At 69.6% G+C, this 11,485-nt stretch carries 13 protein-coding genes; all 13 read left to right on the plus strand.

Annotation, left to right across the window (positions count from 1 at the left end; genetic code table 11):
* The 13 genes from ruvX (at position 1) to ACFUCU_RS02235 (ending at position 11,471) form a co-directional block, all read left to right on the plus strand.
* On the plus strand, positions 1-615 hold the full coding sequence (gene ruvX / locus ACFUCU_RS02175) for a Holliday junction resolvase RuvX (protein WP_377970373.1): 615 nt from the start codon (positions 1-3) through the stop codon (positions 613-615).
* Positions 596-2,356 (plus strand): endolytic transglycosylase MltG, encoded by a 1,761-nt coding sequence (gene mltG, locus ACFUCU_RS02180; RefSeq protein WP_377970375.1) that lies wholly within the window; start codon positions 596-598, stop codon positions 2,354-2,356. Before ruvX ends, mltG begins: the two co-directional genes overlap by 20 nt.
* A complete protein-coding gene (locus tag ACFUCU_RS02185) occupies positions 2,353-3,213 on the plus strand; it encodes a shikimate dehydrogenase family protein (protein WP_377970376.1) in 861 nt (286 codons plus the stop codon). The genes mltG and ACFUCU_RS02185 overlap by 4 nt, the downstream gene beginning before the upstream one ends.
* Positions 3,214-3,239: 26 nt before the next feature.
* Positions 3,240-4,439, plus strand: coding sequence for a chorismate synthase (gene aroC / locus ACFUCU_RS02190; RefSeq protein WP_377970377.1), 1,200 nt, complete (start codon positions 3,240-3,242; stop codon positions 4,437-4,439).
* The gene (locus ACFUCU_RS02195; protein ID WP_377970379.1) at positions 4,439-5,035 is read left to right on the plus strand and encodes a shikimate kinase; all 597 of its coding nucleotides are present in this window, start codon (positions 4,439-4,441) and stop codon (positions 5,033-5,035) included. Before aroC ends, ACFUCU_RS02195 begins: the two co-directional genes overlap by 1 nt.
* Positions 5,032-6,123 carry a 3-dehydroquinate synthase gene (gene aroB / locus ACFUCU_RS02200; protein ID WP_377970380.1) on the plus strand — a complete coding sequence of 364 codons (1,092 nt, stop codon included), beginning with the start codon at positions 5,032-5,034 and terminating at the stop codon, positions 6,121-6,123. Before ACFUCU_RS02195 ends, aroB begins: the two co-directional genes overlap by 4 nt.
* Positions 6,123-6,641 carry a tetratricopeptide repeat protein gene (locus tag ACFUCU_RS02205; RefSeq protein ID WP_377970381.1) on the plus strand — a complete coding sequence of 173 codons (519 nt, stop codon included), beginning with the start codon at positions 6,123-6,125 and terminating at the stop codon, positions 6,639-6,641. Before aroB ends, ACFUCU_RS02205 begins: the two co-directional genes overlap by 1 nt.
* 147 nt (positions 6,642-6,788) lie before the next feature.
* On the plus strand, positions 6,789-7,352 hold the full coding sequence (efp, locus tag ACFUCU_RS02210; RefSeq protein ID WP_056739180.1) for an elongation factor P: 564 nt from the start codon (positions 6,789-6,791) through the stop codon (positions 7,350-7,352).
* Positions 7,352-7,762, plus strand: coding sequence for a transcription antitermination factor NusB (gene nusB / locus ACFUCU_RS02215; protein ID WP_290257744.1), 411 nt, complete (start codon positions 7,352-7,354; stop codon positions 7,760-7,762). The genes efp and nusB overlap by 1 nt, the downstream gene beginning before the upstream one ends.
* 235 nt (positions 7,763-7,997) lie before the next feature.
* Entirely contained in the window at positions 7,998-8,609 is a 612-nt protein-coding gene (pyrR, locus tag ACFUCU_RS02220) for a bifunctional pyr operon transcriptional regulator/uracil phosphoribosyltransferase PyrR (protein WP_364135507.1), read from the plus strand.
* Positions 8,606-9,604, plus strand: coding sequence for an aspartate carbamoyltransferase catalytic subunit (locus tag ACFUCU_RS02225; protein ID WP_377970383.1), 999 nt, complete (start codon positions 8,606-8,608; stop codon positions 9,602-9,604). The genes pyrR and ACFUCU_RS02225 overlap by 4 nt, the downstream gene beginning before the upstream one ends.
* Positions 9,604-10,953, plus strand: a complete 1,350-nt coding sequence (locus ACFUCU_RS02230) for a dihydroorotase (protein ID WP_364135513.1) — start codon at positions 9,604-9,606, stop codon at positions 10,951-10,953. Before ACFUCU_RS02225 ends, ACFUCU_RS02230 begins: the two co-directional genes overlap by 1 nt.
* Entirely contained in the window at positions 10,953-11,471 is a 519-nt protein-coding gene (locus ACFUCU_RS02235; protein WP_377970385.1) for a hypothetical protein, read from the plus strand. The genes ACFUCU_RS02230 and ACFUCU_RS02235 overlap by 1 nt, the downstream gene beginning before the upstream one ends.
* The last annotated feature ends 14 nt before the right edge of the window (positions 11,472-11,485 follow it).

Raw genomic sequence — 11,485 nt, forward strand, 5'->3', positions numbered from 1 at the left:
ATGGTTGACGCTATGGTGCCCGGCGGCTATCTCCGGGGCGTAAAGCTCGGGGTAGACGTCGGCACCGTCCGCGTGGGGGTGGCCGTGTGCGACCCTGACGGCATCCTCGCCACCCCGCTCCGGACGCTCAAGCGCGACGCCAAGAAGGCCTCGGACGTCAAGATCCTGGTCCGGGAGGCGCTGGAGCGGGACGTCGTCGAAATTTTTGTCGGCTTGCCCCGCACCATGAAGGGGGAAGAGCACGCCTCCGCGACAATGGCTTCCGACTATGCAAAGCTACTGGTCAGTACCCTGCGGGCGGCCGACGCCGACATTCCCGTCTGGCTGGTTGACGAGCGACTGAGCACCGTTTCAGCGCACCGGGACCTGCACCAAGCTGGCATGAGCAGCCGCGACCATCGTAAAGTGGTTGATCAGGTTGCGGCCGCAGGGATACTGCAACACGCAATCGATATGCAAAAGGCCAGGGGGACGGAAGTGGGTCGCCGCGTCAGCGCGGACCCGCAGCCGGGGCCGACCGGTGGCGGCGCTCAGGCCGCCCCGGACTTAAACGCGCATTCTGCACAACGCATTCTGCCCGAAATGGAAGGCTACAGTGAGCCCGGTCAACAATGACGAGTCCTCTGGTTTTGCCACTGGCGGCGCAGACCGCCCGCTGACGCGCAAGGAAATCCGGGCCCAGGAGAAGTTCCTGGCCACCCAGAACCACGAAGTCGTCCCGCCGCAGGCCTATGTCACGGGCCAGGAGGAGCAGGCCGGCCCCGAGGTGCCGTCCCGCCAGGAGCCCGTGCACGAACCGGTCCAGGAACCCGTGCGCCAGGAGCCCGTATACGCCGAGCCCGTACATGAGGAACCGGTCCACGCCGAGCCCGTACATGAGGAACCGGTCCACGAAGCGCCGGTCCACGACGCGCACACCGACCAGGTGCCCGTGCACGAACCGGCCCAGCAGCCCGTCCATGTCGAGCCCGTGCCCGCCGAGGAGGCGCACCACGACGCCGGCTACGCGGCTCCCGCCTTCGCAGAGGCCGCCCACGAGGAGCCGGCCCACGAGCTGCACGACGACGCGGCCCACGAGCCCGTCCACGAATACGCCGGCGGCCTCTCCCGCGAGGAAACCCTCCGCCGCGCCGACGCCCTGCAGTACGGCCACCCCGCCGACGGCGCCGGCTACTACGACGAGCACCACGACGACGCGGCCTACGCCGAGCACCCCCTCGAAGACCACCACGACGAAGAGGAGCACGGCCGCGACCTGATCGGCGCCGCGGGCATCCCCGTCGCCAAGGGCCCGTCCAAGAAGGTCCGGCGCCGCCGCCGCTTCCTGGCCCTGGTCCTGACCCTCGCCGTCTTCGTCGTCGCAATCGTCGTCGGCGCCCAGTTCATCAAGCCGCTGCTCGGCGGCAACACCGTGGCGGACTACCCGGGCCCCGGCACCGGCGAGGTCACCATCACCGTGCCCGCCGGCGCAGGCCCCAAGTCCGTGGCCGCGGACCTGCAGGCCAAGCAGGTCATCGCCAACCCGGACAACTTTGTCAAGGCCTTCGTGGCTGCTGGCGGGGCCCTCACCCCGGGCACCTTCAGCATGCGCAAGGAAATGAACAACACCGATGCCGTCAACATCCTGCTGAACAAGGGCAGCGGCAAGGTCATGTACTTTGCCCTCAGCGCCGGCATGCGCATCAACGAATCCCTGCAGGCCATCTCCGAAGGCACCGGCGTGCCGGTCCCCGAGCTCAAGGCGCTCAGCGACTCCCCGGCACAGTTCGGCGTTCCCGCGAAGGCCAAGAATCTTGAAGGCTTCCTGTTCCCCGGCGAATACCGCTTCCCGCTGGGCACCTCCGCCAAGGACGTCCTGACGAAACTGGTCGGCAGCACCCTGGACGAGCTGAAGGCCCAGGGCATCACCGACCCGGCCAAGCAGTACGACGTCCTGACCGTCGCCAGCATCGTCCAGGCCGAGGGCGGCCAGGCCGAGTACGGTGACGTCGCCGGCGCCATCTACAACCGCCTCAAGCCGAACAACACGGAGACCGGCGGCCTGATCCAGTCCGACGCCACCGTCACCTACGGCCTGGGCATCCGCAGCTTCCACATCGATGAGGCGCAGAAGGCGGACAAGTCCAACCCGTACAACACCTACGCCAACCAGGGCCTGCCCGCCGGTCCGATCGGCTCGCCGGGCAAGACCGCCATCGACGCCGCCGCCAAGCCGAAGACGAACGACTACCTCTACTGGGTGACGGTCAACCTGGACACCAAGGAGACCCTGTTCGCCAAGACGCTGGCGGAGCACAACGTCAACGTGGCCAAGTACAACGCCTGGTGCAGCGCCAACCCGAACCGTTGCGTGTGACCGGACGGGCGGCCGTCCTCGGCCACCCCATCGGGCATTCGAAGTCCCCGGCCCTGCACCGGGCCGCCTACGCGGCGCTCGGCGTGGACATCGGCTACGAGGCGATCGACGTCACCGTCGACGCCCTGCCCGGGTTCCTCTCGACGGTCCACGCTGAGGACAGTTGGCGGGGGCTCTCGGTGACGATGCCGCTGAAGGCCGCCATGGCCGCGGCCGTGGACGAGGTCCGCGGCGTGGGGGAGGCCCTCGGTGTGGTCAACACCGTGACGTTTGAGCCCGGGCATGCAGGTCCGCGCCTCGTCGGGTACAACACGGACGTCGCCGGAATCGTCAACGCCCTCCGCTACGCCGGCGCCCCTGATGCGCCGTCCGCCGCCGTGCTGGGCGGGGGCGGGACCGCCGCGGCCGCCGTCGCCGCCCTCCGCGACCTTGGCACCGCCTCGGCCACGGTTTTCGTCCGCGACGCGGTCCGGGCCGCCGAGGTGCGCGCCGCCGCCGCCGGCGTCGGCATCGACCTGCAGTTCCGGCCCCTGACGGCGGCCGCCCTTGAACTCCCCGGCTACGACGTCGTCGTCTCCACCCTGCCGCCGCGCGCCGCGGACGGAACCGGAGCGGACCTCGCCGCCGCCGGCGCCGCGACGCCTGGCATCCTGCTCGATGCCGCGTACGACCCGTGGCCCAGCCGGATCGCCGCGGCGTGGACCGTGGGTGGCGGAAGCGTGGTCCCCGGCCTGGAAATGCTGCTCTACCAGGCGATCGAACAGGTCCGGCTTTTCGCAGCCGTCGACGGGCCGATGCCCGCCGAAGTCATAGATGTGATGTGTGACGCAGTAGGGGCACCTCGACGGGTGTTCTAAGTGCCGCACATGGCAGGATGGAAGCTATGTTGCGTTGGTTGACCGCCGGTGAATCCCATGGCCCGGCACTGGTCGGAATTATTGAAGGCGTCCCCGCCGGCGTCGAACTCAGCAGTCCCCGGATCGTCGAGGCGCTTGCCCGGCGCCGGCTCGGCTACGGCCGCGGCGCCCGAATGAAGTTCGAACAGGACGAGGTCAGCATCCTTGGCGGTGTCCGCCACGGCCTGACCCAGGGCGGCCCCATCGCCATCCAGGTGGGCAACACCGAATGGCCCAAGTGGGAACAGGTCATGTCCGCGGACCCGGTGGACCCGGAGACCCTCGCGGACCAGGCCCGCAACGCCCCGCTGACCCGGCCCCGCCCCGGCCACGCCGACTTCACCGGGATGCAGAAGTACGGCTTCGACGAGGCCCGCCCCGTCCTGGAGCGCGCCAGCGCCCGCGAGACCGCCACCCGCGTGGCCCTCGGCTCGGTGGCCGCCGCCTACCTCTCCCAGCTCGGCATCGAACTGGTCTCCCACACCGTCTCCATCGCCACCGTCTCCGTCCCGGAGGGCAAGCCCCTTCCGGTGCCCTCGGACGTGCTGGCCCTCGACTCGGACCCGCTGCGCTGCTTCGACCGCGAAACCTCCGACGCCATGGTCGCCGAGGTCGACGCCGCCCACAAGGAGGGCGAAACCCTCGGCGGCGTCGTCGAGGTCCTCGCCTACGGCCTGCCGCCGGGACTGGGCAGCTACGTCCACTGGGACCGCCGGCTGGACTCCCGCCTCGCCGCCGCCCTGATGGGCATCCAGGCGATCAAGGGCGTCGAGGTCGGCGACGGCTTCCTCACGGCCTCCCGGCGGGGCTCGGCCGCCCACGACGAGATCGTCAAGGACTCCGATGGCCGGATCATCCGCACGTCCAACCGCGCCGGCGGGATCGAGGGCGGCATGAGCATCGGCGACGTGCTGCGCGTGCGCGCCGCCATGAAGCCGATCGCCACCGTGCCCCGGGCGCTCAAGACCGTCGACGTCGCCACGGGCGAGGCCGCCAAGGCCCACCACCAGCGCTCCGACGTCTGTGCGGTCCCGGCCGCCGGCGTCGTCGCCGAGGCCATGGTGGCACTGGTCCTGGCCGAGGCCGTGGCCGAAAAGTTCGGCGGTGACTCGGTTGCCGAGACCGCCCGCAACCTCAAGGGCTACCTGGACAACATCCCGGCGTCCCTGGACTCGATCGGCCACTAGTGCCTGCCAGTGGAACGCCGCGCCGGCAGGCCGGCAGCCGGGCCCCGATCGTCCTGATCGGGCCGATGGCCGTCGGCAAGTCCGCGATCGGCCAGCAGCTGGCCCAGCACCTCGGCGCCCGGTTCATCGACACCGACGCCGAGGTGGTCAGCCAGCACGGTGCCATCGCGGACATCTTCGCGAGCCGTGGCGAGTGCGCCTTCCGTGAGATGGAAGCCCGGGCCGTGTCCCGTGCCGTGGAGGAAGCGGCCGAATCGCCGACCGTCATCTCCCTCGGCGGCGGCGCAGTGTTGGACTCGGGCACCCAGCAGCTGCTCGCCGGCTGCACCGTGGTCTACCTCGAATGCGACGCTAACACCGTGGCGGACCGGATCGCCCGGAACTCCGGCCGGCCGCTGTTGGCAGGGGACGCCATGGAACGGTGGCGGACCCTTTTTGCCACCCGCCAACCGGTCTACGAACGCCTCGCCGACATCGTCCTCGACGTCCGTCACGGCAGCGTCGCGGACTTGGCACACCGACTTGAAGATGCGCTCCGGCGCCCCGCCGGCACCGCCGCGGCGGCCCCGGCGGCAACAAAGAAAGTGGAACTGTGAGCAACGAATCAACCACCATCCCCGTCACCGGCCAGTCGGCGTCGGAGAACTACGACGTCGTCGTCGGCCGCGGCCTGCTCGCCGGCCTCCCGGCGCTGCTGGGGGAGCGGGTCAAGCGCGTCCTGGTCATCCACCCGCGCGCCCTGCGGCTCACCGGCGACGCCGTCCGCGAGGAACTCGGCACCGCCGGCTTCACCGCCCTGACCGCGGAAATCCCCGACGCCGAAGAAGGCAAGCACATCGAGGTCGCCTCCTTCTGCTGGCAGGTGCTCGGCCAGAACGACTTCACCCGCTCGGACGCGATTGTCGCCGTCGGCGGGGGAGCGGTGACCGACCTCGCGGGCTTCGTCGCCGCCACGTGGCTGCGCGGCATCAAAGTGGTTCACATGCCCACCAGCCTGCTCGGCATGGTGGACGCCGCCGTCGGCGGCAAGACCGGGATCAACACCGCCGAGGGCAAGAACCTGGTGGGCGCGTTCCACCCGCCCGCCGGCGTCCTGGCCGACCTGGACACCCTGGACACGCTGCCGAAGAACGAGATCATCTCCGGTCTCGCCGAGGTGATCAAGTGCGGCTTCATCGCCGACCCGGCCATCCTCGACCTGATCGAGAAGGACCCCGAGGCCGCCACCGATCCGCGCTCGGAGGTCCTGCGGGAACTGATCGAACGCGCCATCACGGTCAAGGCCCGCGTGGTCTCCGAGGACCTCAAGGAAACCGGACAGCGCGAAATCCTGAACTACGGCCACACCCTGGGCCACGCGATCGAACTCGCCGAGCGCTACTCCTGGCGGCACGGCGCCGCCGTGTCCGTGGGCATGATGTTCGCCGCGGAACTGGCCCGCAGCGTGGGCCGGCTCAGCGACGCCGACTTCGACCGGCACCGGAGCATCCTGGAAAGCCTCGGCCTGCCCACCACCTACCGACGCGACCGCTGGCAGGCGCTGCTCGACGGGATGCGCCGGGACAAGAAGTCCCGCGGCGACCTGCTGCGCTTCGTGGTGCTCGACGGCGTCGGACGCCCGGGGATCCTCGATGTCCCAGACACCTCGCTGCTTTTCGCCGCCTACCAGGAGATTGCCTCCTGATGATCAGAGACAACGGCGGCACCAGCGAGTGGCCGGACGCCGGGTTCCCCGGCATCCGGATCAACCCGCGCACGCTCATGCCGGAACTGGTCAACGAGGAGGCCTGCGCCGACGCCCTCGCCGCGTCGCAGGACCCAACCGACCTGATTTTCGTCCGGCTCGTCGAGGGCCACCCCGGGGAGGCGGCCGAGCTGCTCGCCGAGGCCCGGTACAAGGACCCCGATTCCTTCCGGCTCCGGATGTTCGAGGCGGAGGTGCTGCGCGTCTCGCACCGCTCCGACCGCGCCGTCGAACTCTACCGGCAGCTGCTGGCCGAGGCGCAGGGCACCCCCGAGGAGGCCTCCGTCCGGCAGCACCTGGGCCGCTCCTACTTCGCCGCCGGCAACACCGCCGCCGCCGTCGAGTCCTTCGCCAAGGCCCTGGACCTCCGGGTGGCCGGCGCCGCCGACGCGGCCCTGATCTACTCCTCAACCGTGGCCCTGCAGCGCGCCCGGGACGTGCTGGACCTGGCCTCCTGAGGGACCCCGTCCGGCACTGCATCCGTAAAGCCGGTAGAATGGATCTTGGATTTTTGAAAAACACGCGCGGAGCCGCCCATTGGGCGCGCCCGCATGGCATACACGGCTGGCGGCTTAGACCGGCCATTGACGAAACCTGAGGATACTGTGGCAACGACCAACGACATCAAGAACGGAACCGTGCTGAAGCTGGAAGGCCAGCTCTGGAACATCATCGAATTCCAGCACGTCAAGCCCGGCAAGGGCGGCGCCTTCGTCCGCACCAAGATGCGTAACGTCATGTCCGGCAAGGTTGTCGACAAGACCTTCAACGCCGGCCTCAAGATCGAGACCGCCACCGTGGACCGCCGCGACTACCAGTACCTGTACCAGGACGGCGCCGACTTCGTCTTCATGGACACCTCGGACTTCGACCAGCTGACCGTGCCGGCCGCCACCGTCGGCGACGCCACCAACTTCATGCTTGAGAACCAGATGGTCAACATCGCCATCCACGAGGGCAACCCGCTCTACATCGAACTGCCGCCGAGCGTCGTGCTGGAAATCACCTACACCGAGCCGGGCCTGCAGGGCGACCGCTCCTCCGCCGGCACCAAGCCCGCCACCCTGGAAACCGGCTACGAGATCCAGGTGCCGCTGTTCGTCGAGAACAACACCAAAGTTAAGGTCGACACCCGCGACGGCAGCTACCTTGGCCGGGTCAACGACTAGTGAGCGCCCGCGGTAAGGCCCGCAGCAGGGCCCTGGATGTTCTTTTCGAGGCGGAACAGCGTTCCGTCTCCGCATTCGATGTGCTGCGCTCCCGTCGTGAACAGACGGATCAGGTCATCAACCCCTACACCCTGGAGATCGTCGAGGGTGTGGTCTCACACCAGGCCGCCATCGACGAGTTCCTGGAAACCTACTCGCAGGGCTGGTCGCTGGAACGGATGCCGTCCGTGGACCGCATCATCCTGCGCGTGGGCACTTGGGAACTGCTCTACAACGACGACGTCCCCGACGGCGTCGCTGTGAGCGAGGCGGTGGCGCTGGCCAAGACGCTCTCGACGGACGAGTCCCCGTCCTTCATCAACGGCCTGCTGGGCCGGCTGCAGCAGCTGAAGCCGTCGCTGCTGGCCTGATCCGGCCGGCAGCCGAAGCGCCCCCATGACGGGGGACTCTGCGGCGAAAAACTCCGGGCCGGTGCCCGCCATCACGGCGGGCACCGGCCCTTTTGCGTCACTGCGGCTGTTCTCGCCCGTGTGATGCACACCGCGTCCCGGAGGCCCGAACGGGCGGGGCCCGTGTGGTAATTTGAAAGAGCAAATGTTCCTTTTTTAATTCCGTCCCGTGAGGCGGGGAAAGGGGAGACGAGCGATGACTTCTGTTCCGGAATCACCGGTACCGGCGACGGTTCAGCTGAGCCGCGTCGTGCTCAGCCAGGCCGACATCGACCGGGCACTCACTCGTATAGCCCACGAAATTCTCGAGTCCAACAAGGGCTCCCAGGACCTGGTCCTGCTGGGCATCCCGCGCCGCGGCTATCCGCTGGCCGTCCGGCTCGCCGCGAAAATCGCCGCCGCCGATCCCTCCGTGGATCCCGCCGCCATCGTCGGCCAACTCGACGTCACTATGTTCCGTGACGACCTCTCGCACCAGCCCACGCGGCCCCCTTACCCCACGCAGCTCCCACGCACCGGCATCGACAACAAGGTCGTGGTCCTCATCGACGACGTCCTCTACTCCGGACGCACTATCCGCGCCGCCCTCGACGCCCTCGTGGACCTGGGCCGGCCGAGGATCGTCCGCCTGGCCGTCCTGATCGACCGGGGCCACCGCGAACTGCCGATCCGCGCCGACCACGTCGGCAAGAACCTGCCGACCTCCTCCGCCGAGAAGGTCCGGGTCCGGCTCGAGGAAACCGACAGCGCGGACGGCCGCCCCGTCAACGAGGTCGTCATCGAGGCAGCCGTCGAGGCCACCGCATGAGGCACCTGCTTTCCACCGGGGACCTCAGCCGCGCAGACGCGATCCGCATCCTCGACACCGCGGAGGAAATGTCCGCGGTCGGCGACCGCGAGGTCAAGAAACTCCCCGCCCTCCGCGGCCGCACCGTGGTCAACCTCTTCTTCGAGGACTCCACCCGCACCCGGATCTCCTTCGAGGCCGCCGCCAAGCGGCTCTCCGCGGACGTGATCAACTTCGCCGCCAAGGGCTCCTCCGTTTCCAAGGGCGAATCCCTCAAGGACACCGCCCAGACCCTCGCCGCGATGGGCGCGGACGCCGTCGTCATCCGGCACTGGGCCTCCGGCGCCCCGCACCGGCTCGCCGCCACGGACTGGATCGACGCCGGCGTCATCAACGCCGGCGACGGCACCCACGAACACCCCACCCAGGCCCTGCTGGACGCCTTCACCATGCGCCGGCACTGGTCGAAGCTCGCCGGCGTCCCTTCCACCGGGGCGGACCTGACCGGGATGCGCGTCGCGATCGCCGGCGACGTCCTGCACTCCCGGGTGGCCCGCTCCAACGTCTGGCTGCTGCGCACCCTCGGCGCAGAGGTCACTCTCGTCGCGCCGCCCACGCTGCTGCCCATCGGCGTCGAACACTGGCCCTGCACCGTCAGCTACGACCTGGACCAGACCCTCGCCGGCGGCGTCGACGCGATGATGATGCTCCGGGTCCAAGGGGAGCGGATGAACGCCTCGTTCTTCCCCACCACCCGGGAGTACTCCCGCCGGTGGGGCTTCGATGACAACCGCCTCCGCGCCCTGGACACCCTGGGCCTGAAGGACACCATCATCATGCACCCCGGCCCGATGAACCGCGGCCTGGAGATCTCCTCCGCCGCCGCCGATTCGCCGCGCTCCACCGTCCTGGCCCAGGTCCGGAACGGCGTGTCCGTCCGGATGGCCGCCCTGTACCTGCTGCTCTCCGGCGACACCCGCGAGCCAGCCCCCACCCACGCCAAGGAGAACCACTGATGGCACCGCAGCACCAGACCGGCAGCTACCTCATCCGTGGCGCCTCGATCCTCGGCGGCCCGGCCGAAGACCTGCTGATCCGCGACGGCGTCATCGCCGCCCGCGGCACCGACCTCGCCAACGACGACGGCGTCACCGTGATTGATGCGCACGGCCTCGTCGCACTGCCGGGCATGGTGGACATCCACACCCACCTGCGCGAACCCGGCCGCGAGGACGCCGAAACGGTCGAAACCGGCACCCGCGCCGCCGCCCTGGGCGGTTACACCGCCGTCCACGCCATGGCCAACAGCAACCCCGTCGCGGACACCGCCGGCGTCGTCGAACAGGTCTTCAGCCTCGGCCGCACCGCCGGCTGGGCCGACGTCCGCCCGGTCGGTGCCGTCACCGTCGGCCTGGCCGGCGAGCAGCTCGCCGAACTCGGCGCCATGGCCGACTCCCGCGCCCGGGTCAGGGTCTTCTCCGACGACGGCATCTGCGTCAGCGACCCGGTCCTGATGCGCCGCGCCCTCGAATACGTCAAGGCCTTCGACGGCGTCGTCGCCCAGCACGCGCAGGAACCCCGGCTCACCGCCGGGGCCCAGATGAACGAGGGCGCCGTCTCCGCCGTCCTCGGCCTCGCCGGCTGGCCCGCCGTGGCTGAGGAAAGCATCATCGCCCGCGACGTCCTGTTGGCCCAGCACGTCGGCTCCCGCCTGCACGTCTGCCACGTCTCCACCGCCGGCTCGGTCGAGATCATCCGCTGGGCCAAGTCCCGCGGCATCAACGTCACCGCCGAGGTCACCCCGCACCACCTCTGGCTCACCGACGAACTGGTCCGCAGCTATGACCCCGTCTACAAGGTCAACCCGCCGCTGCGCACCGACGAGGACGTCCAGGCCCTGCGCGCCGCCCTCGCCGACGGCACCATCGACGTGGTTGGCACCGACCACGCCCCGCACCCCAGCGAGCATAAGGAGTGCGAGTGGGCGCAGGCGGCCATGGGCATGACCGGGCTGGAGACGGCCCTCTCCGTCGTCCAGCACACCATGATCGAAACCGGCCTGATGGACTGGGCCGACTTCGCCCGCGTGACCTCCACCACCCCCGCCGCGATCGGCCGGGTGGAAGACCAGGGCCGGCCGCTGGAAGCCGGGGAACCCGCGAACGTCATCCTGGTGGACGCGGCTGCGCGCTGGAGCGTTGACCCTTCTAAGATGGCAACCATGGGCCGCAACTCTCCATTCGCCGGCCGGGAACTCCCGGGCAAGGTGATGGCCACCTTCCTGCACGGCCACCCGACCGTCCTCGACGGCGCGCTGAACACCCCCTACCGCTGGGACGCCGCGGACACGGCGGGGCGCCCCTGATGGTCAAGGAACTCTCGCTGCTCCTGGTTTTGGTCCTCGTGGCCGTGGCGCTGCTGCTGATCGGGCTGGGCTGGCGCAACCGGCTCCGACGCCAGGCGGACATCCCGGCGCTGCCCGAGGCCCCCGACGCACTTGGCCCGGCCCTGGCCGAGGCCGAGGGCCAGTACGTGGCCACCACCACCGCGGGGGACTGGCTGGACCGGATCGCCGTCCATGGGCTCGGCCTGCGCACCAACGCCGGCCTCTCCGTGCACCGCGACGGCGTCCTGTTCGACCGCGCCGGCGCGGGTCCGCTCTTCATCCCCCTGGAATGCCTCACCGGCGTCCGCCAGGAAAGCGGCATGGCCGGCAAGTTCGTGGAACAGGACGGGCTCCTGGTCCTGAGCTGGATGCTCGGGACCCGCGAGCTGGACACCGGATTCCGCAGCCGCCGCGCCGAGGACAAGACCGCCCTCCTGACCGTTCTCAATGATTTGATCTCCGCTGCCCCCCAGGCAGAAGCCGAAAGTGGAAAGTAACGACGTGACGCAAC

Source organism: Arthrobacter sp. NPDC057259 (assembly GCF_042668995.1).
Lineage (GTDB): Bacteria > Actinomycetota > Actinomycetes > Actinomycetales > Micrococcaceae > Arthrobacter.